Raw genomic sequence first — 20,612 nt, forward strand, 5'->3', positions numbered from 1 at the left:
GACTGGCCATCGACGGTTAGCCGATGTAAGTATCGTCCCGGTTTGGAAAGAGTGGAATCCGTGAAGTTGTTTTCTCCGTTGACGCTAGGTGCCCTCGATCTCGAGAACAGGCTTGTGATGGCTCCGCTCACGCGGGTGCGGTCCGGGCGCGACGGGGTCCCCGGCCCGCTGGTGGTCGAGCACTACCGTCAGCGTTCCTCGCTCGGTCTCATCGTCACCGAAGGTACGTATCCGTCGCACGCGGGTCAGGGATTTCCAGGTCAACCAGGTCTCGTGACTCCCGAGCAGATCGAGGGTTGGAAAAATGTCGCCGACGCAGTGCACGCCGAGGGTGGTCTGATCGTCGCTCAGGTGATGCACGCAGGCCGTGTCACCCACGAGGCGACGACGGGCGGTTACGAGGTCGTCGCTCCGAGCGCGATAGCAATCGACGGTGAGACGCGTACCTACGACGGGAAGAAGCCCTATCCAGTGCCTCGTGCGCTGACAACCGATGAACTTCCTTCGGTGATCGAGGAATTCGTCCAAGGAGCCAAGAACGCGATCGCTGCAGGATTGGACGGCGTCGAGATTCACTCCGCCAACGGTTACCTGCTGCACGAGTTTCTTTCGCCTGCATCGAATCAGCGTGACGATGCCTACGGCGGCACACCCGAGAAGCGCGCAAGGTTCGTCGTGGAGGTCGCGCACGCGGTGGCCGACGCCATCGGAGCCGACCGCGTCGGAATCCGAATCTCACCCGAGCACAACATCCAGGATGCGCTCGAGACCGACCGCGACGACGTACACGCGACCTACACCGCCCTGGTGAACGGGCTCGCCCCGCTGGGTCTGGCGTTCCTGAGCGTGCTGCACAAGGATCCGTCGGGTGATCTCGTTCAGGATCTACGCCGCGCCTTCGGCGGCCCGGTTCTGGTCAACAGTGGATTCGGCGAAATCACCAGCAGGGACGAAGCTCTGTCCCTGGTCGACGACGGATTCGGCGACGCCGTCGTGGTCGGCCGTCCCGCCATCGCGAACCCGGATCTGGCCCGCCGATGGAAGGAAGACCTTCCACTGAACACTCCGGACCAGAGCACCTTCTACTCGGACGGTGCGGAGGGCTACACGGACTACCCGGCACTACAGCACTGAGGGTGACTGGGTCGGCGATTTCGTAGAACAACGAGCTCTCGTCGATCAATTATCTACGTACGCGGCGAGCAGGGTGTCGGCAGCACGGCACAAATTCGCCAAGTCATTTGTGCTAGAACACGTGTGCGAACCCTGATGGGCTCGTTACAACGAATCACGCCACGACCTTGTCCGAGATACGCATGATCACCGGTCGGGATCGGTCTACTGGAAATGCTCCGGGGCCCGTCCCGACCGTTGTTGCGTTGTACTCGGAGAGCGCTGACCGGAATGTGTCCACTCCGGTACCTGCGCGTTGGAGAGGACCCTGTCGCTGCTGCGTTCGACAATCGTGTTGCGGAGCAGAAGGCCGCGGTTATACCACGGCAGATGCCGTCGATCCGAACCGACCACTTAACGGAACGATCACCGCGGTGTAGCCGGCGGTGCACTCGACCAGCAACTTTCTGGAATGCACCCCAAACCGTGGCAGACAGCAGATCAATTTCCCCTTCTGCGGCCGAACCGTGTGCTCGAGTTCTAATGACCCTTGACAGCATGTGTGACGTGCTTCATAGTCTAGCTACTAGACCGGTCAAATAGATGGGTCTAACCAACTCGTCCGAAAGAGGGAAAACGTGATTTCGTCTCGTCGCGTAGCAGTCACACTGATTGCATCGGCAGTGATGCTGTCTGCTTGCAGCAGCACGGGCGGTGCACCCGAGTCCTCGGACTCCGGATCCAACGCCGGCACGGCGGACACTCCCCGCGCAACGGTTGCCATGATCACCCATGCTCCTCCCGGTGACACCTTCTGGGATCTGATCAGGAAGGGTGCCGAGGCGGCGGCGGCCAAAGACAACATCGAGCTCCAGTACACGGGAGACGTCGATGCACCCAATCAGGCCAATCTCGTCCAGAATGCCATCGACTCCGGTGTCGACGGCATGGCTGTGACGCTGGCCAAACCCGACGCGATGAAGCCGAACGTCGAAACTGCAGTTGCAGAGGGTATTCCGGTCGTAGCGTTCAACTCCGGTTACGACAACTGGCAGGACTTCGGTCTCCAGGGATACTTCGGCCAGGACGAGCGCATTGCCGGCATCGCCGCGGGGGAGCGGATGAAGGCGGACGGCGCCACCAACGCGATCTGTGTGATTCAGGAGCAGGGCGCAGTTCAGCTCGAGGCTCGGTGTGCCGGTATCGCGGAGGGCTTCGGTGGCAGGATCGAGAACCTGAACGTGAACGGCCAAGACCTGCCGTCGGTGCAGTCGACGATTCAGGCCAAGCTGCAGCAGGATCCGAGCATCGATTCGATCATCACCCTCGGCGCACCTATTGCCCTGACTGCAGTGGAGTCCGTGTCGGCCAGCGGTTCGAACGCAACGATCTCGACATTCGACACCAATGCTGCGCTGGTCGACGCCATCAAATCCGGTGACGTCGCGTGGGCCATCGACCAGCAGCCCTACCTGCAGGGTTACCTCGCAGTCGACTCGCTGTGGCTGTACTTGAACAACAAGAACACCATCGGCGGAGGCCAGGCTGTCTTGACAGGACCGTCGTTCATCGACAACTCCAACATCGACGCGATCGCAGATCTAGCGGCCGCGGGCACCCGGTAGTACTCAGGCCGTGGGGCGCCGCACCTCGACCGGGGAGAGAATGATGAGCACCAGTGTGGTGGGGCCGCAACTGCGACTGCATCCCTCCCGTGCGGTGCCCCTGTACTACAGCCTCGCTCTCGCCATCGAAGAAGCAATCCACGAGCGGCGTATCGGAATCGACGACACGCTCGAAACAGTGGCTGTTCTTCATGATCGGTTGAACATGGCTCCTGGAACGGTTCGTCGTGCATTCCGGCATCTCGAACAACGCGGCATCGTCGAACGCAATTCACGTTCGACATTCAAGGTCGTAGCGCCACCCACATCAGGCTCCTTGGGAGCCACCACTTGCAAGGATTTGTCATGAGCACACAGGCCGATTTGGATCTGTCGAAGCATACTGTTGTCACCGATGAGCGGGTGAAGAAGCAGAAGCCGTTGCAGCGGTTGCTGGTTCGTCCGGAGATCGGGGCGTTGTTCGGCGCGATCGTGATCTTCGTTTTCTTTTGTGTCGTCGCTCCACCGTTCCGGTCTCCGGAAGCTCTCGCCACCGTTCTTTATGCCTCGTCGACGATCGGGATCATGGCGATCGGCGTGTCGTTGTTGATGATCGGTGGGGAGTTCGACCTTTCCACCGGTGTCGCGGTGACGTTCTCCTCGATCATGGCCTCGATGATCGCCTACAACCTGCACCTGAACGTCTGGCTGGGATCGTTGCTGGCGCTCGTCCTCGCCCTCGGGGTCGGATTCCTCAACGGCTATCTGGTGATGAAGACGAAGATTCCTTCGTTCCTGATCACCCTGTCGAGCTTTCTGATGTTGACCGGTATCAACCTCGCGGTCACCAAGCTCGTCACCGGGCAGGTCGCGACCCCGTCGATCTCGGACATGGCCGGTTTCGACTCGGCGAAGAAGGTCTTCGCCTCGTCCTTCCAGATCGGGGACATCTCGATTCGCATCACCGTGATCTGGTGGCTGCTGTTCACCGCCATCTCCACCTACGTGCTGATGAAGACCCGGATCGGCAACTGGATCTTCGCCGTCGGCGGCAACCAGGACTCGGCTCGCGCCATCGGTGTTCCGGTGACGAAGGTCAAGATCGGGCTGTTCATGTTCGTCGGATTCTGCGCCTGGTTCGTCGGCATGCACCTGCTGTTCGCGTTCAACACCGTCCAGTCCGGTCAGGGCGTGGGCAACGAATTTCTCTACATCATCGCCGCCGTCATCGGTGGCTGCCTGTTGACCGGTGGTTTCGGTACGACCATCGGCGCGATGATCGGCGCGTTCATCTTCGGCATGGCCAACCAGGGCATCGTCTACGCCGGATGGAACCCGGACTGGTTCAAGTTCTTCCTCGGCGCGATGCTGCTGTTCGCGGTCATCGCGAACAACTCCTTCCGCAACTACGCAGCAAAAAGGTGACCGGTCATGACCACACACGCACAAACCCCGATCGAGAACGCCCCCTCGGGCGGCAAGACACCGCTCATCGAGCTCAAAGGCGTCGGTAAGTCCTACGGCAACATCATCGCCCTCAAAGACATCAACCTGCGCGTCGGCGCCGGCGAGGTCACCGGTGTGCTCGGTGACAACGGCGCCGGCAAGTCCACCTTGATCAAGATCATGGCCGGTTTGCATCAGCAGAGCGAAGGTGAACTGCTCGTCGACGGTGTCGACACCACGTTCAGTTCCCCGAAGGACGCACTGGGCAAGGGCATCGCGACGGTCTACCAGGACCTCGCGGTGGTGTCCTTGATGCCGGTGTGGCGTAACTTCTTCCTCGGCCAGGAACTACGCAAAGGCCCGTTCCGGACACTCGATGCCACCGCGATGCGTGCGACGACCATCGAAGAGCTGCACAAGATGGGTATCGATCTGCCCGACGTGGACGCACCCATCGGATCGCTGTCCGGCGGCCAGCGTCAGTGTGTGGCGATCGCCCGAGCTATCTTCTTCGGCGCACGCGTACTCATCCTCGACGAGCCGACCGCGGCGTTGGGCGTCAAGCAGTCCGGCATGGTTCTGCGATACATCTCCGCTGCCAAGGAACAAGGCTTCGGGGTTGTGTTCATCACCCACAATCCGCATCACGCGTACATGGTCGGGGATCACTTCGTGCTCCTCAACCGTGGACGCCAGAAACTCGACTGCACCTACGACGAGATCAGCCTCGACGATCTCACCAAGGAAATGGCAGGCGGCGACGAACTCGAAACCCTCACCCACGAACTACGCAGGTAGCTCGTGTCGATCGCCAGCGACCTGGCACGCCTGTACCAGGATGTGGCGCTGTCGTACTGGTCTTCTGCATGTCGAGTCGTAAGACTTTGACGGGCGCCCGGGCGGCCGCCTGCCGGTGGTCACGCTGTAGGTGCCGAGAACATGCCGATTTCGTGGTGTGGAAGACCGAAAGTTTGCTTGACTGTCGTCAAGCGACCGGGATCGGATTCCAGCAGTCGGATCTCGGTAGCATCGGACGGGAGAGCACTGATGAAAAACGTCGTCACCGAGCACTTCGATCTGGAAGGAGTGCCCGAGTCGGAGCGGGAAGAGCGTTGGGCAGAAGTTCTTTCCTCGACTCATGTCGATCTGGCAGTTCGGGTGTCGCCCGACCGCCCTCGCAGGCCATTTCGGGCGACCGTACGGAAGTTGTGGATCGATGACCTCGCACTCGTGGATGCTGAATGCGATCCATGTAGCGGATCCCGTGGATCGTCGAGGATAAAGGACGCTGACAACGAATACGTAGTCATCTTGATCAACAGAGGTGGTCGTGAGTCGGTGGCACAGGACGATGCCGAGACCGAAATGCGTCCAGGGGACGCTATCGTCTGGGATAGCAACCGGCCAGTTCGTTTTCGGGTATGGGAGCCTATTTCGAAGCGAAGCCTCTTCGTCCCACGCACGGCGCTGGAAGAGGTCGGGACGAGGGGATTGGGAATCGCCGGAGCAGTTCTGGACGGTGCCCTCCCCGCTACCGAACTCCTGACCGGGTATCTCGACCTCCTAGCCCGCACTGTCGACAGATTGTCTCCACCGGCGGTGGCCGCGGCCCGCAATGCCACCCTCGATCTTGTCAGCGCCGCACTTCAGCCGAGAATGGCCGGAGAAGCATCCAGCACGAGCCGACCAGCGTTGCGAGCGCTGGTCGGCCAATGGATCGAGAAGAACCTCGAGCACGTTGATCTCACACCCTCGTCCATTGCTGCAGCCCACAACTTGTCGATTCGGTCCGTGCATCGCGTCTTCGAAGAAAGCGGCGAGACCGTCGGAGCGTTTGTTCGATCCAGGAAACTGGCACGGGCTCGCGCCGAACTGATGTCCACGAACGATCCGATTTCAGCTATCGCACGGCGGTGGGGCTTCTGCGATCCCAGCCACTTCGCGCGAGTGTTCCGTGAGCACTATGGAGTCACCCCCACTCTGTATCGCGCCGAACCGGCGGCTCAGCAGGCGGTGAGCTAGCGGTCGACCCTCGACGGCCCGCCAGGAGGCTGTGGGCCGTCGAGGGAGTGCGATCGGCCAGGGGTCACCGACGACTGACTTTCAAGCCGGTTGGTCCGTGATCAGGAGCTGAAGAGTCCGGACGTCATGCCACCGTCGACCGAGATTATAGCGCCGTGCACGTACGACGACTCCTCCGATGCGAGGTAGACAACAGCTTTCGCGACATCGTTCGGTTTGCCGCGATCTGCCCAGGGATAGGCGCCGTCGTATGCCTTTTCGAGCTCCGGATTGTCGAGCCAATCGCGGACCATTCCCGTTTCTATCAGGCCGGGGCAGATTGCGTTCACCGCGATCCGGGACGTTCCGAAATCCAACGCAAGCTGGCGAGTGAGGTTGACGACCGCGCCCTTGGATGCGCAGTAAGCAGGTTCGGCGGGGAGCCCTGTGATCCCTCCTGCCGACGCGACGTTGATGACCTTCCCGCGCACACCGCCAGGCAACGGCTCTTGCTTCACCATTTGGGTAATCGCGTATTTACACCCAAGCCAAACGCCTTTGGCGTTCACTGCCATCGTCGAATCGAACTGTTCTTCGGTCTCGTCGATTATCGTGTGCAATTCTGTGAAGGTGCCGGCGTTGTTCACGAAGATGTCCAGCCGGCCGAATTCCGACACAGCTGCGTTGACCAGACCCTCGACTTGATCCGCATGCACGACGTCACACGTGTAGAACGAGGCTGTACCGCCGGACGAACGGATGAGGTCGTCGGTGTCGACCTCGATGTCGACCTCATAACCGCCTGGGCGGGCCGATTTGGATCGATCGCTACATACGACCGTAGCGCCCTCGCCTGCCATGGCCAGCGCTATTGCCCGTCCGTTGCCCGAACTGGATCCGGTCACAACGGCGACCAGGCCTGCTAAACGTGAAGACATACTTCTCCTTGGGTTGTGTCCAGCACCGGTATGCCGATCGCTTGTCTGGACGAATTGCACTCCAGCGCTGAACAATCGATGTGTGTGTCGGGTTCAGGAAAGGTGTTCGACGAACCAGTCACGTGCGGCGAACGCGGTGGTGTCGAATCCAGGTCCTGTGTAGGCGTCGAAGTGGCCGCCCGATACGAGCGTCAGCTTCTTCGGCGCCGAGGCCTTCTCGTACGCCTCGGTCGCGAGTTGCCCACTTGCCAGTCGGTCCAGAGGTGCCACGATCATCAGCAGTGGGGTTGGTGAGATCATCGGGATATACAGTGCTGGTTCGTATCCACGGAAATACTCCATCGATGTCAGCGTGATCTCGTTGCGCCACGCGGAGGCTCGCAAGTCGGCTGTTCCCTGGAACCATTCGTACGAATCAGGGGTGGGAAGTGCCGACATGGCCGTCGGATCTTTGTCGACGACAGGGATCAGGGTCGCCTCGGCGCCATCGAAGCGGGCCCGCCGCTCGGCGTCGAAAGCAGTCTCCATCGAAGACCAGTTGTCGATTCGTACCAGATGGCGAAAAGTCTCGGAGCCCGAGATCGCCGGAACTTGCGCTACGACAGCGCGAACGCGACGGTCGATCGCGGAGACCACCATCGCGTGAGCTCCTCCGTAGCTCGATCCCCAGATGCCGACGCGGTCAGGGTCGACCTCGTCTCGCGATTGCGCATACGTGATGGCATGTTGGGCTCCCCGAATCTGTTGCCAGGGATCGACCTCCTGCCGCGGGGTGCCCGCAACGGCGTCGCTAGCTCCGAATCCAGGGTGGTCGTAAACAAGCGCGTTGAGCCCGGCGAGTTGAAATACTTCAGCGTATTTGTCGAGCCACATCTCTTTTACGGCAGCAAACCCATGCTGCAAAACCACGCACGGGCCTTCACCGGTACCGGCGGCTGGATAGAACCAGCCTCTCAGGGTCGTCCCCTGCGCTGTGAATTCGATGTCTTCACGATCCACGTGATCCTCCTCGGCCTGAAAGTATCTGACTCCCAGATCTTCTAGGGAATCAGTCGCCGAAGGCCTGTGTCACAGCGCCAACTACTGGCACCGGAATGCCAGTGTTCGTGATCGGTTTTGCGGACCATCTGAATGACCACGGATCTGCAGAAATGTAGCGCCTATTCGTCGGCGGCCCATCGTCCGAGCGCAACGATCGCCTCGCGGAGTGCATGTCCGCGGTCGGTGAGAGCGTACGCACGTGTGTTGTGGCGCAGGGGTAGTCGAGTCAGTACTCCGGCTGTTTCGAGTTCGCGTAGGCGGGTTGCGAGCATGTTCGTGGGCGCCCCGAGTTCGCGTTGGAGATCGCCGTAGCGCTGAGGCCCGTCGAGCAATCGCTCCACGATCAGCAGCGCCCACCGTGCTCCGACGACGTCGAGGGCTGCGGCGAGGTCGCTCACGCAGGGGTGTCTATGTCCGGCTTCATCCAGAACGGTGAGTAATGATAGCCGTCCGGGTCGTCGAACTGGCGCTGGTACATGAAGGGATAGTCGTCGGTGTCACCGATCCGTCCACCCGCTCCAGCAGCTTTCTCCACGAGTTCGTCGACCGCCTCGCGGCTGCCGAGGTCGAACGAGACCGTGACTTTGGAAGGAGTGCTGGGCCCTCCGATCAACTCTTCGGTTCCACCGACGCTCGCGTACATCTCGCGGCTGCCGAGCATGACGTATTGGTCGGGTGCGATCGCGAAGCACGAGACGTTGTGGTCGGACATCTCTGCGTTGAGAGTCCAGCCAAGGGCGGTGTAGAAGGTGGTGGCGCGCTCGACATCGTCGACGGGGCATGTGATGAACAGGCTCATACGAGTAACGCTTGCAAAATGCAAGTGCCCTGTCAAGGTGCTCTGTCAAGGTGCTCTGTCGATATCTACTTGTTTCCGTTGTCAGGTCCGACGCGTAGTCCCGTCAGCACCATTTCGGTGACACGCCTGCCTTGGTCGCGACCATCTGCGGTGGGACCGACCCGCCACAGGAACCCCATCAAGAGCAGAACGTCTGCTGGATCGAGGTCTGGCCGAAATTCGCCCGAGGACGCGCAGGCGTCGAGCAGAAGTCGAACGGCATCGACCACCGGAGCATAGGTCTCGTCGATCGCATTCTGAATGGCGGCGCTGTGAAGAGCCTCTCCGAGGCCATGTTTGACGCGTATGTAGTCGGCCAGTGTGTCGAACCAGTACTTGAACGCATCGATCGGAGCGTGCTCGACGAGCATGGCGTCGACGGAATCCACGAGGCGTCGAATGTCGTGTCGATACACGGCCAGGATCAGATCCTCGCGGGTGGGGAAGTGCCGGTAGAGCGTGCCGGCGCCGACTCCGGCCTTCTTGCCGATTTCGTTCATCGAGACTGTCGGAGACTCGGAGAGCAGCGCGTGCGCGACCTCGAGGATGGCGACACGGTTTCGCGCGGCGTCTCTGCGCCGCGCTTGCTTGGCGGGGCCTGCTGCGGTCACGTCGTCCATGGATCTGCCTCCCAGCTCTTGCGAAGCGGAGAACTCTCCGCTAACTTCATGTCAAGCGGAGAACTCTCCGCTACAGTCAAACTAGCAGGAGCAAGCCATGCAGTACGTCAAACTCGGTCGGACAGGACTCGAGGTCTCGAAATTGGCGATCGGCGCCATGACCTACGGCGAACCTCATCGAGGTCATCCGGTCTGGTCGCTCGACGAGGAAGCTGCGCGACCGCTCATTCGGCATGCGGTCGAAGTGGGAATCAACTTCTTCGACACGGCGAACATGTACTCCCAGGGGTCCAGCGAAGAAATCCTCGGTCGGGCGCTTCGGGACTTCGCCGACCGCGACGACGTGGTGATCGCAACCAAACTTCGCCATCCCATGCGATCCGGCCCGAATGGCAAGGGGCTGTCGCGCAAAGCCATCTTCGCCGAGGTCGATCATTCCCTGACGCGCCTCGGCGTGGACTATATCGACCTCTACCAGATACATCGAAACGACCATTCGACGCCTCTGGAAGAAACCCTGGAGGCTCTGCATGATCTCGTCAAAAGCGGGAAGGTCAGATATCTCGGGGCGTCGTCGATGCCGGCCTGGGAGTTCTCCAAAGCCTTGCACATGCAGCGTGCGCACGGCTGGGCGCGCTTCGTGTCGATGCAGGACCACTACAACCTCATTGCGCGAGAAGAGGAGCGGGAGATGATCCCACTGTGCCTCGACGAGGGCGTCGGGACGATCGTGTGGAGCCCGCTGGCGCGAGGTCGGCTCGCACGGCCGTTCGACGATGCCAAGGCCACGGCTCGCGCCGAGAGCGACGGATTCGCGGATGTTCTGTACTCGGAGACGACGTCGAACTCGGACCGGGCGACCATCGATGCCGTCGGTGTTCTTGCCGACCGCCAGAGCGTTTCGCGGGCCCAGATAGCCCTCTCGTGGCTCCATCACCAACCGGTGGTCACCGCTCCGATCGTCGGAGCGAGCAGGATCGAGCAGATCGACGACGCGGTCGCCTCACTGGATATAGAACTTACCGGGGACGACATTGCCCGTCTACAAGCGCATTACACTCCCCGTCACGATTTCCAGGGCGTGTCCGACGACGCTGAGATGCAAGCGATCATGGATCGCCTCCCTCAATTCGCCACTGCTCGATAGGTCGGCCGCGGGACGCTTGCGGTCCCCGGCATCGATGCATTCTGCGGCGCCGCTCGCAGATGGTATGTGCCACAGGTGCATCGAGGGTTCGATTGCGTCGGGTGCGGTGACGACCGATGTTCGGAGCCGACGACGCAGTGGTCGGTTCAGGTAGCGCTCAGCGAGGACATCATGGTGTGGTGTACCTCGTCGAGGTGTTTCTCCATCAGCGAGTAGGCGAGATCGGCGTCCGATGCGCGCATTGCGCCGAGTATTGCTTCGTGGGCGTCGATTTCCTCGTCCGACCAGATGTGGCTTTCGATGTTGGGCATCAGATGGTGCAATCTTCTGACTTCGTCCAGCAGTCCGTGGAGGATCAATTCTGCCCGGCGGTTTCTCGCCATATCGGCTATCTCGAGGTGGAAGCGACGTGCGGCCGTCAGTGACTCCTCCAGGTTACGTTCCGTCCGCTGGGTGTCGAGAAGCTGCGCAAGTCCGTCCAACTCTCGGGTGCCGGCGTTGCGAGTGGCGTCGGCTGCGAGGCGGGGCTCGATCATCGACCGCAAACTGAAAATTTCCCTCGTATCACCGAGTTTGACGGCTCGAACGAGATAGCCCTTTCGCGGCAACACGGTAACGAGCCCATCGCGGACGAGTAGACGAAGTGCCTCGCGTATCGGAGTCTTCGAGACTCCGTACGACTCGGCGAGTTCGGTCTCTATGAGCAGGGTGTCCGGCGCACGGGTGGCCAACAGGATCTCTTCTTTCAGGTGCAGGTACACCTGGTCTGTCAGCGACGTGGCCCGTGCCGACGCCTGCAGACGTGGTCCTGGCAGCACTTTTGGGTTGCCCATGTCCCTCCTTCGATGGCGTGACCATATCAGTCACTGGCTGCGAACCGGCCGTCGTCAGCCGTGGTGTGAAGCATCTCAACCGCGCTGAAAAGTGATCTTGCCCTCATCATATATCGCTGATATCTTACAGATATTGCTCATGAGGCGGTCGGCTCAGATGCGCGGACCGCAGGGCGTCGAAGGCCTCGAGCTGGGGTTGGGTTCATCAGGGCTCCTCGAAGGGCAGTGATGGTTCCGCCCGCTTGCCGGCTGCTCGTCGTCCACATGTCGGCCGAGAGAAAGAGGTGCGCAGGAGATGCAAACCGCGATAGTCACGGGTTCCTCGAGCGGTATCGGCGCGGAGATCGCGACCAGGCTTCACGGTGACGACTGGAATGTGGTGCTGAACGGCTTCGAGTCGACCGACGCGGGCAGTGCGCTCGCAGCCAACCTTCCCGGTTCGATCTACCACGACGCCGATTTGAGCGATTTTGCCCAGGCGGCCGGGTTGATCGATGTCGCGGAGGCGCAGTTCGGTTCGATAGACCTTGTCGTCAACAATGCAGGCATAGCGGTGCCGGTCGCGCACGACGATCTCGACAGCGTGACCGACGAACTCTGGCAGCGCCTGAACGTCAACCTGACGGGTGTGTGGAATGTTTGCAAGGCTGCTATTCCGCACCTTCAACGATCATCCGGTCAGATAGTGAACAACGCATCGTTGGCAGGTGTCGAACCGATGGGCAGTTCCATCCCTTACGCCGTCAGCAAGGCTGGGGTAGTCCATCTCACCAAGTTGCTCGCAAAGGCGTTCGGGCCGGCAGTTCGCGTGAACGCAGTCGCCCCTGGCTACATCGACACACCCCTCACCCACGACTGGGAGGACCTTCGCAAATACGTGGTGGAGCAGTCGCCGGCTGGGAGATTGGGGCAGCCGAGTGATGTTGCAGACGCGGTAATCGGCTTGTTGAAGATGAGTTATGTAACGGGAGCGATTATTCCTGTGGCCGGCGGCCTTCAGCTGTTGTAAGGCCTCGGCGGGGCAACGAATTTCGATCTACGCGAAAGAAAACTCTCTTTTCTCGAACCACGGAGACAAGCTCGATGAAAACAAGTCCGAATCTATCCTTGCTGTGGCAGGAACTGCCCTTCGCTGAGCGTTTTCACGCGGCGCGAGACCGTGGATTCGAGGCAATCGAGTTCTGGCCGTGGGAAGATCACGCCGTAGTCGCGACTAAAGTAGAGGAACTCGGACTGCATGTTTCGATCCTCAATGTCGATCCTGGGCCGGCGGGTGCTCACGGCCAGTTAGCAAATCCTGACGCGACAGAATGGTGGCAGAACAAACTGGACACAGCTGTCGAGTTTGCTCGCAGGGTCGGCTGTACCACCATAAATACGCTTGTCGGTAATCGTCTCGCGGCCTATTCCCAAGCCCGACAGCTCGAAACTGCAGCACGCAATCTCGCCGAAGCTGCCGAGCGTATCGACGGGTCGGGTGTCGATATGGTGATCGAACCCCTCAGTGAAGATCGGCCGACTTATCTCACGAGAACGGTCAGGGATGCGCGAACACTCATGCAGGCTGCGGGCAGTCCGGAATCTCTCCATCTCCTCTTCGACTTCTACCATTTGGCGCAGACGGAGGAGGATTCGATCGAGCGAGTCTTCGTCGACGCGCAGTCGATGACCAAACATGTCCAACTTGCCGACTTTCCAGGAAGGCACGAACCCGGTAGCGGCACGATTGCTTGGAGCGAGTGCCGCCGAGCGATCGACAATTCTACTTATACGGGCTGGATCGGTCTCGAATTCAGTCCCTCCACGACCACCGAGGATGCGCTCGATCGTTTCGATCAAGCGTGGAAATCCTGACCCTTACGCAATCCGAGAACAGGAGCACATCGTGTCCGACACTTCATCGAGCGAGCTTGCCGGCGATAGATCCCGAGCGGCGCTGGCGCACGGTTCCACCGAGAACACCGAGTTGGTCCGCGCGGCCCGCGCAAGTTTGATCGGCACAACAGTCGAGTGGTACGACTTCTTCATTTATGCGTCAGCCGCAGGGTTGGTCTTCGGCGACCTGTTCTTCAGCGGGTTGAGTTCATCGACAGCAGTGCTCGCGTCTCTCGCGACGATCGGCGTGAGCTTCCTTGCACGGCCGCTCGGTGGCATCGCCGCCGGACACCTCGGAGATCGCGTGGGGCGCAAGGCGATGCTGGTCATCACCCTGTTGCTGATGGGCGTTTCCACGATCGGCGTCGGCTTGCTGCCGACGTACGCAAGCATCGGTATAACCGCCCCGATTCTACTAGTCGTCCTGCGATTGCTTCAGGGGCTGTCCGCAGGCGGAGAATGGGGCGGAGCGGCACTGATGGCCGTGGAGCATGCGCCTGCGGGAAAACGGGGTTACTACGGATCCGCACCGCAGTTGGGAACTCCCTTGGGCCTGGTGCTTGCTACCGGAGTGTTCCTGATCATCTCGGCCTTCACCACCGATGAACAGTTCGAGGACTGGGGCTGGCGTATTCCTTTCCTTCTCAGCTCGGTATTGATCGTCATCGGGTTCTACGTCCGGTCACGTGTATCGGAAAGCCCGGTCTTCGCCGAGATGAAGAAGCGTAAGAGCGATACGAAAGCACCTCTTTCGGTCTTGCTTCGCACGCACCGACGTGAACTCGTCATCGGAGTCGGCCTCTTCATTGCTTGCAACATGAACGGGTACATTCTGATCGGCTTCATCAACTCCTACGGAACCAAGACGCTCGGTCTCGCGAGTACGACCATGCTGTCCATCGGCATCGTGGGTGCCGTCGTGTGGGGAATTTCCACCGTGGTCGGCGCCAAGTTCTCCGACAGGGTCGGTCGACGCAAGACCTACATCGTCGGAGCCATAGCGCTCGGAGTGTGGTCGTTTCCGTTCTTCTTCCTCCTCGACACTGCGAACGTCGGACTCATGATCCTGGCCGTCGCCGGTCTGTCGGTGGGCCTGGGATTGACGTATGCGCCCCAGGCAGCCGCCTACGCGGAGATGTTTCCAGTCGCCATCAGGTACAGCGGTGCATCGCTGGCGTACTCGATCGGTGCTGTTCTGGGCGGTGGGTTCGCGCCGCTGATTGCAGCATGGTTGGTCAGGGAAACCGGTACTTCGCTGGCTGTATCCGGCTACATGTTCCTCTCGTGCGTATTGACGTTGATCGCTGCGCTGGCACTCGTCCAGAAATCCGAGGCGGAGAACGACGCATTCGTTCGCGGAGTCGAGGTGACGGATGCAGCCCCGACTGCTTCGGATCCTGTCGCCGATCGTTGATCGTGAAGTACGGCGGTAATTCGGCGACGGGGCATTTCTGTCGCACTGGGTGCACTCGTGGGTCTCGGTGCGCAAACACACGGGTAAGGATGGTTCGGGCAGTATGTCGCAGCGGGATCTGAAGCAGGCAGGTGGAGCGCTCTTCTCCGATGAAGGACCGGACGGGTTCTTGCACAGAGCATTTCAAAGGGGGCGCGGGTTGAGCGAAGGCGATGTGCGGCGGAACCCGGTGATCGGCATCTGTTCCAGTTGGAGCGAGCTGAATCCATGCAACGCCGGTCTGCGTGACATCTCGGCTGCGGTGAAACGTGGAATCGAGGCGTCCGGGGGATTGGCCCTGGAGTTTCCTACGATCTCGATCTCCGAGCCCTACACGCGACCGACCTCGATGTACCTCCGCAACTTGATGTCGATGGACGTCGAAGAAGCAATCGCCACGGCCCCGATCGATGGCGTGGTCTTGCTGGGCGGATGCGACAAGACGGTCCCAGCGCAAATCATGGGAGCAGTCAGCGCGGACAAGCCGGCCGCCATGGTCACGGCTGGACCGCGGGAAGTGTCGTGCTGGAAGAAGGCACCTCTGACGACCGATGATGTATGGGATGCGATCGACCGGAGGCGACTCGGGGAGGTCACCGATGCCGAGTGGAAACAGCTGGAAGGCGCGTTCAGCGTCAGTGTAGGTACCTGCAATGTGCTGGGGACTGCGATCACGATGGCTGCGATCGCCGAGGTCCTCGGATTCGCATTGCCTGGCAGCGCATTGCCTGGCGCAACCTCTGTGGAACGACTTGCGCTCGCCGAAAGCACTGGCCGAACCATCGTCGATGTGGTTGCACGTGGTGTTCGGCCCAGAAGTTTGATTACCAGAAGCGCGCTCGAGAACTGTTTTCGAATGGTGTGTGCACTCGGGGGTTCGGCAAACGCCGTGATTCATCTGGAAGCGATCGCAGGGCGGGCCGGAATCACGCTGGGCGTCGATGCGCTGCAGAGGTGGGCCAACACCACACCGAACGTCGCACGCGTCCGGCCGCTGGGACCTCATCTCCTGTCCGATTTGGACAAGGCCGGAGGCGTTCCCGCAGTCATGCGGACGATAGCCGATGTCGTGGACCTGACAACTCCGACGGTGACGGGCCGATCCTGGCGTGAGCACATCGATTCCAGTGAAATCGGAGAGAAGAACGGGGCTCTGTCGAGGCCGGAAGCAGGTACGAAACCGAAAGGCGCCCTCCGCATTCTGAGTGGAAACCTCGCTCCTGCAGGGGCGGTTCTGAAGGTATCCGACGACTTGGACGGCTCGGTGATGCGCAGGAAGGTGGTAATTTTCGAGGGCGTAGCAGACCTCAACGAACGTATCGATTCCGACGATCTCGACGTCGATGCCGACAGCGCACTGGTGCTGCGAGGGGTCGGAATCATCGGCGCGCCAGGAATGCCCGAGGTGGGACATATCCCCATTCCTGCCAAACTTGCCCGGCAGGGCGTGACAGACATGCTGCGCATCACGGATGCGCGTATGAGTGGAACGGCAACGGGGTGCGTCGTACTCCATGTTGCGCCGGAGTCGGCGATCGGTGGCCCTCTCGCGTACCTACGGGACGGAGATCTGATCGAACTCGATATTCCGAACCAGAGGATCGACGTCCTCGTGGACGAGTCTCTGTTCAATCGACGGACACCGGAAATTCATCGCAGCCGCGCAACCCGGGGATATGGGTGGATGTTCGAAAAGCACGCTCTGCAGCCGGATTCAGGCTGTGACTTCGACTTCTTGCGTGGAGACTTCTCAGACGATTCGGAGATCGAGCGATGACACAGGTAGGTTTCGTCGGTACGGGCGCGATGGGTACCGCGATGATCGACAGGCTGCTCGAATGCGGTCACCGAGTCGTCGTACACAACCGGACGAAAGCGAACGCCCAGACGTCGCTCGACGCTGGAGGCTGCTGGGCGGAAAGTCTCGAAGAGGTCGCATCGTCCTGCAGCCTGGTTTTCAGCTGCCTTCGAGACACGAGAGCGGTAGAAGACACGTACCTCGGTCCCGGCGGACTGCTCGATCATGCCTCGGCAGGTTCGACATTCGTCGAGCATGGAACCTTCGATCCGTCGCTGGCCGAGCAAGTATCGACCATTGCGAAGAAGTCTTCGTGCGAGTTCCTCGATGTGCCGGTAACGGGAGGGCCCGCAGGTGCAATGGCCGGGTCGCTGACCGGCATGGCAGGCGGCAATCTCGACGCGTTGGCCGTCGTCGATCCCGTGATGCGAAGCTATCTCGGATCGATACATCATGTCGGCACGAGCGGGCGGGGCCTGCATCTCAAGCTCGTCAATCAACTTCTGGTGACGACACACATGGCCGCGGCCGCCGAAGCCGCAGCACTGTTGAGGAAGCTGAAAATGCCGATGGAGGAAAGCCTGTCGGTGTTGAGTAGCGGATGGGCCAGCAGCACGATGCTGGTGCGCGGTTTGACGCAACTCGCCGACAACGATACGACCGACACCGGCGTGACCATTCAGGGAATGATCGAAGTCCAATCGGTCATCGCTGCGATGTTGCGGGGGCAACACCTCGATCCCCACACGTACAAGGCTGCCCGAGGTCGGTTCGATCATGCGAAGGATGCTGGGTACGAGCTGCGCGATCCAGCGGCGATGGTCGAGCTCGTCGCAGAGTCCTGAACCGATCTTCAAGACGTGGGAGCCGATCGAAGACGCGTGCATACGCTGCCCGCTGCGCACCGGCTCTGTTTCGACGAGCGCCACTTGTAGACGGCACCATAGCGCTACCGCGAATTTCCGGGTGTTGGACACCGCGGCTTTCACCGGCCTGTCCATCTGGCAGGACTCGTGCATGCAGTGGCCGACGGACTCGGCGGCACGGCTTCGCCCTCCGGTCTCCGGTAGTGACTGTCCCTGGCGCCTCAGACTGCGGGCCCTCCGGATCGTTTACACGATGTAAACGATCCGGGCCGAAACAGGCATGGACAACGCGCACCTTGTCCAAGAGACTTGGATCACATGCCGTCGCGACCGAACCCAGCCTTGAAGGCTCACTCCACGACGCATCCACTCTCCCGACGAAAGATTGGCAACAGTGATCAAATTCTGGCTTGCTGCGCGGCCGCGGCTCGGCATGACCTCCGAGCAATTCGACTACGAGTGGGGGGTCATCCACCCGTCTCTGATGGTCACCACGCCCGTCGTGATGGAAAAGTTCAAGCGGTACATCCAGCACCGCGTAATCGAGAACACCACTGCGGACATGTCGATCTACCGAATTTCGCCCGACAGGGAAGCACTCTCGGACCACTGGGTGGACAGCATCGAAAGCCTCACCGAGATTTTCGCAGGCGAGGACTATCCGCGCCGCATGTTCGGGCACGCGTTCGGGGACACGACGTTCGTCATCGAACTTACTTCCGGTGAGATTCTCCACGATCAGCCCGACCCGTTCACCGGACGAGGCGGCGTCAAATTGGTGAACTTCGTGTACAAGCGCGACGAGGTGAGCCAGGAGGATTTCGTTCGCTTCTGGCGCGACGATTATGCGTCGAAACTCCTGACAGCCACTACGAAAGACCGCGATCTGGTCCGTCGATACGTCCAGAACCCGCAGCTGCCTCTCGATGCATCGTTGTTCGCAGGATCACTGTTCGAAGCAGGCGGCGTACAGACATACGCGGGCATCGAAGAACTCTGGTTCGACGATCTCGATTCACTTGCGACGCTGTCCCGCGACGACAGCCTTCGTGAAGAAGTGCTCGGGTACGGCGAGGGATACATCGACCGCGACAAGAGTTTTGCCATGGTTGTCACCGAACGAGTCGTCTGGGACCAGACCCTTCCCGGGGCACCGGTGCCCTCGATCCTCGACCCAGCGAGTTTCGAATCGCGACTTGTCGCGGCCGAACCACCCAACGATCAGTGGCGGACAGTCAAGGCTGCCGCCCCGCGTCGATAGACAAGCCACCTGTATTTCGCACCAGTGCGCGCCGAACAAGAAAGCCATGCATGACCGACATTCAGATCGACACCGACACCGCGCCGAATTCGGAGGTGGACAAGCAACTGGGACGCGTGTTCCGGCCCGCCATCCATCCGGTCGACTTCCAGCCTCCCGGTTTCGTCCCCCACCCCGGCCCGGAAACGCATGTCGAGGACCACCCCGACATGCTCATCGAGCGCAACGTCGCCATTCCCGTCCGCGGCGGGCTGACCGTGTACGCCGATGTCTTCCGGCCCAAGGGTGCCGTCGACGTTCCCGTCGTCATCGGGTACGCACCATTCGGAAAGCATCCGCACATTCCGCTTCGAGAAGCCTTCGCAGGCAGTGATATCCCGTTCGAGACCCTGTCCGAATTCACCACGTTCGAACAGTTCGATCCGCTCCGCTGGACGGGCTACGGGTACGCGATCGCCCTCGTCGACGCCAAGGGGAATTGGTATTCCGAGGGCAAAGCCACGTTCTTCACACCGGAAGAGGCTCTGGTCGGTCACGACATTGTCGAATGGTTCGCCGATCGCGACTGGTCCAATGGCAAGATCGGTTGGGGAGGAGTCTCCTACTACGCGATGACTGCGTGGTCCGTCGCGGCGACTCAGCCTCCGCACCTCGCCGCGATCCTCCCCTGGGATGCGTCCTCCGATTGCTACCGCGAGGCCTATCTCAAAGGCGGGATACCTGCGATGCCGTTCATCCACAACTGGATGATCCTCACCGGATCCGGAACAGGCGTGGTCGAAGATATGGAAGCAGGCATCAGGGATCACCCGACATTCGACGATTACTGGAAGGTCCGCGTAGCGGACTGGGCAAAGGTCGAGGTGCCGACTTACACGGTGTCGGAGTTCACCAACAATCTGCACTCGCGCGGGGTCATCGAAGCGTGGCAGGGTATTTCGTCGACGGACAAGTTCCTCGAACTGCGCGGTGACAAAGAATGGCAGGGATTCTACGAGGAAGAGTCGGTCGCCAAGCAGAAGTCGTTCTTCGATCGATTCCTGAAGGGCATCGAGAACGACGTATCGTCGTGGCCTCGGGTCCGTCGTGCGCTGCGCACTCGCGGTACCGACTGGACGTTCGTCGAGGACGATCAATGGCCTCCCGCTGCGACCGAATACCGGAAGCTGTGGATCGATACGGACAACCAATCGCTTTCCCCCGAGCGCTCCGATGCCGTGAGTTCGGTGAGTTACGACTCGACCGACGTCGAGAAGGCCGCGTGCTTCGATTTCACCTTCGACACCAAGACCGAGATCACCGGCAATGCCAAGCTGCGGTTGTGGGTGTCTTCGGACGCAACGAACGACCTGGACCTCTTCGTCGGAGTCGAGAAGCTGGATGCCTCCGGGACACGAATCCCGTACACCTACTCACAGATGTACGACGACGGCCCACTGGGGTTCGGCTGGCTTCGTGTGTCGCATCGAGAACTCGACGAGACGAAGTCGACCGAGTCACGGCCTGTGCACAAGCACGAGACCAGGAAGTGGCTCTCGCTGAACGAGATCGTGCCTGTCGACGTCGAGATCTGGCCCAACAGCGTCCTGTTCGAACCGGGTGAGACATTGAGAGTTATCGTCAAAGGTAGCGCTATCCGCTCGTACAGTGGGCCGTTCGAAATCGTTTTCGGCCCACTGAACAACGTGGGTAATCACATTCTCCACAGTGGCGGTGACTTCGACAGCCACCTGCTCATTCCGGTCGTGACCGGCTAGCAGGTCACGCGTCGACCGGCC

Annotated in this window: 20 protein-coding genes; 14 read left to right on the forward strand and 6 right to left on the reverse strand. The window is 60.6% G+C overall.

Going from position 1 to position 20,612, the window contains the following annotated elements:
* Window positions 1–60 precede the first annotated feature (60 nt).
* The 6 genes from ACFULT_RS08330 (at window position 61) to ACFULT_RS08355 (ending at window position 6,185) form a co-directional block, all read left to right on the forward strand.
* On the forward strand, window positions 61–1,134 hold the full coding sequence (locus tag ACFULT_RS08330; protein ID WP_378481196.1) for an alkene reductase: 1,074 nt from the start codon (window positions 61–63) through the stop codon (window positions 1,132–1,134).
* A 665-nt stretch (window positions 1,135–1,799) separates the two neighbouring features.
* On the forward strand, window positions 1,800–2,738 hold the full coding sequence (locus ACFULT_RS08335) for a sugar ABC transporter substrate-binding protein (protein WP_052059301.1): 939 nt from the start codon (window positions 1,800–1,802) through the stop codon (window positions 2,736–2,738).
* A 43-nt stretch (window positions 2,739–2,781) separates the two neighbouring features.
* A complete protein-coding gene (locus ACFULT_RS08340; protein WP_378481197.1) occupies window positions 2,782–3,087 on the forward strand; it encodes a GntR family transcriptional regulator in 306 nt (101 codons plus the stop codon).
* On the forward strand, window positions 3,084–4,142 hold the full coding sequence (locus ACFULT_RS08345; protein WP_378481198.1) for an ABC transporter permease: 1,059 nt from the start codon (window positions 3,084–3,086) through the stop codon (window positions 4,140–4,142). The genes ACFULT_RS08340 and ACFULT_RS08345 overlap by 4 nt, the downstream gene beginning before the upstream one ends.
* 6 nt (window positions 4,143–4,148) lie before the next feature.
* Window positions 4,149–4,961, forward strand: coding sequence for an ATP-binding cassette domain-containing protein (locus ACFULT_RS08350; RefSeq protein WP_094721600.1), 813 nt, complete (start codon window positions 4,149–4,151; stop codon window positions 4,959–4,961).
* A gap of 249 nt (window positions 4,962–5,210) precedes the next feature.
* On the forward strand, window positions 5,211–6,185 hold the full coding sequence (locus tag ACFULT_RS08355) for a helix-turn-helix domain-containing protein (protein WP_037113815.1): 975 nt from the start codon (window positions 5,211–5,213) through the stop codon (window positions 6,183–6,185).
* A 101-nt stretch (window positions 6,186–6,286) separates the two neighbouring features.
* Here the strand turns inward: ACFULT_RS08355 and ACFULT_RS08360 are convergent, their stop codons facing one another.
* The 5 genes from ACFULT_RS08360 to ACFULT_RS08380 all read right to left on the reverse strand — a co-directional run bounded on the left by ACFULT_RS08360 (window position 6,287) and on the right by ACFULT_RS08380 (window position 9,601).
* Entirely contained in the window at window positions 6,287–7,102 is an 816-nt protein-coding gene (locus ACFULT_RS08360) for an SDR family NAD(P)-dependent oxidoreductase (protein ID WP_378481199.1), read from the reverse strand.
* A 93-nt stretch (window positions 7,103–7,195) separates the two neighbouring features.
* Window positions 7,196–8,101, reverse strand: a complete 906-nt coding sequence (locus ACFULT_RS08365) for an alpha/beta hydrolase (RefSeq protein ID WP_037113809.1) — start codon at window positions 8,099–8,101, stop codon at window positions 7,196–7,198.
* A gap of 161 nt (window positions 8,102–8,262) precedes the next feature.
* The gene (locus ACFULT_RS08370) at window positions 8,263–8,541 is read right to left on the reverse strand and encodes a helix-turn-helix domain-containing protein (RefSeq protein ID WP_037113808.1); all 279 of its coding nucleotides are present in this window, start codon (window positions 8,539–8,541) and stop codon (window positions 8,263–8,265) included.
* Entirely contained in the window at window positions 8,538–8,942 is a 405-nt protein-coding gene (locus ACFULT_RS08375) for a VOC family protein (protein ID WP_037113806.1), read from the reverse strand. Before ACFULT_RS08375 ends, ACFULT_RS08370 begins: the two co-directional genes overlap by 4 nt.
* Before the next feature lie 65 nt (window positions 8,943–9,007).
* A complete protein-coding gene (locus tag ACFULT_RS08380; protein ID WP_378481200.1) occupies window positions 9,008–9,601 on the reverse strand; it encodes a TetR/AcrR family transcriptional regulator in 594 nt (197 codons plus the stop codon).
* Window positions 9,602–9,698: 97 nt separating this feature from the next.
* Here ACFULT_RS08380 and ACFULT_RS08385 point away from each other — a divergent pair, with 97 nt between their 5' ends.
* The gene (locus ACFULT_RS08385; RefSeq protein WP_378481201.1) at window positions 9,699–10,748 is read left to right on the forward strand and encodes an aldo/keto reductase; all 1,050 of its coding nucleotides are present in this window, start codon (window positions 9,699–9,701) and stop codon (window positions 10,746–10,748) included.
* 146 nt (window positions 10,749–10,894) lie between these two features.
* Here the strand turns inward: ACFULT_RS08385 and ACFULT_RS08390 are convergent, their stop codons facing one another.
* Window positions 10,895–11,581, reverse strand: coding sequence for a GntR family transcriptional regulator (locus tag ACFULT_RS08390; protein WP_080733119.1), 687 nt, complete (start codon window positions 11,579–11,581; stop codon window positions 10,895–10,897).
* A gap of 295 nt (window positions 11,582–11,876) precedes the next feature.
* Between ACFULT_RS08390 and ACFULT_RS08395 the strand changes: the two genes are divergently transcribed.
* The 7 genes from ACFULT_RS08395 (at window position 11,877) to ACFULT_RS08425 (ending at window position 20,591) form a co-directional block, all read left to right on the forward strand.
* Window positions 11,877–12,590 (forward strand): SDR family NAD(P)-dependent oxidoreductase, encoded by a 714-nt coding sequence (locus ACFULT_RS08395; RefSeq protein WP_378481202.1) that lies wholly within the window; start codon window positions 11,877–11,879, stop codon window positions 12,588–12,590.
* A gap of 74 nt (window positions 12,591–12,664) precedes the next feature.
* Window positions 12,665–13,435, forward strand: a complete 771-nt coding sequence (locus ACFULT_RS08400; protein ID WP_378481203.1) for a hydroxypyruvate isomerase family protein — start codon at window positions 12,665–12,667, stop codon at window positions 13,433–13,435.
* Window positions 13,436–13,466: 31 nt separating this feature from the next.
* Window positions 13,467–14,870, forward strand: coding sequence for an MFS transporter (locus tag ACFULT_RS08405; protein ID WP_378481204.1), 1,404 nt, complete (start codon window positions 13,467–13,469; stop codon window positions 14,868–14,870).
* 103 nt (window positions 14,871–14,973) lie between these two features.
* On the forward strand, window positions 14,974–16,686 hold the full coding sequence (locus ACFULT_RS08410) for a dihydroxy-acid dehydratase (RefSeq protein WP_378481205.1): 1,713 nt from the start codon (window positions 14,974–14,976) through the stop codon (window positions 16,684–16,686).
* Window positions 16,683–17,552: an NAD(P)-dependent oxidoreductase gene (locus ACFULT_RS08415; RefSeq protein WP_052059587.1), complete on the forward strand. Its 870-nt coding sequence runs from the start codon at window positions 16,683–16,685 to the stop codon at window positions 17,550–17,552. Before ACFULT_RS08410 ends, ACFULT_RS08415 begins: the two co-directional genes overlap by 4 nt.
* 415 nt (window positions 17,553–17,967) lie before the next feature.
* Complete coding sequence (locus ACFULT_RS08420) at window positions 17,968–18,834, forward strand: EthD domain-containing protein (RefSeq protein ID WP_378481206.1); 867 nt, start codon at window positions 17,968–17,970, stop codon at window positions 18,832–18,834.
* A 50-nt stretch (window positions 18,835–18,884) separates the two neighbouring features.
* Entirely contained in the window at window positions 18,885–20,591 is a 1,707-nt protein-coding gene (locus ACFULT_RS08425; protein WP_378481207.1) for a CocE/NonD family hydrolase, read from the forward strand.
* Window positions 20,592–20,612 lie beyond the last annotated feature (21 nt).

This window comes from Rhodococcus sp. NPDC057297, assembly GCF_042667435.1.
GTDB lineage: Bacteria > Actinomycetota > Actinomycetes > Mycobacteriales > Mycobacteriaceae > Rhodococcoides.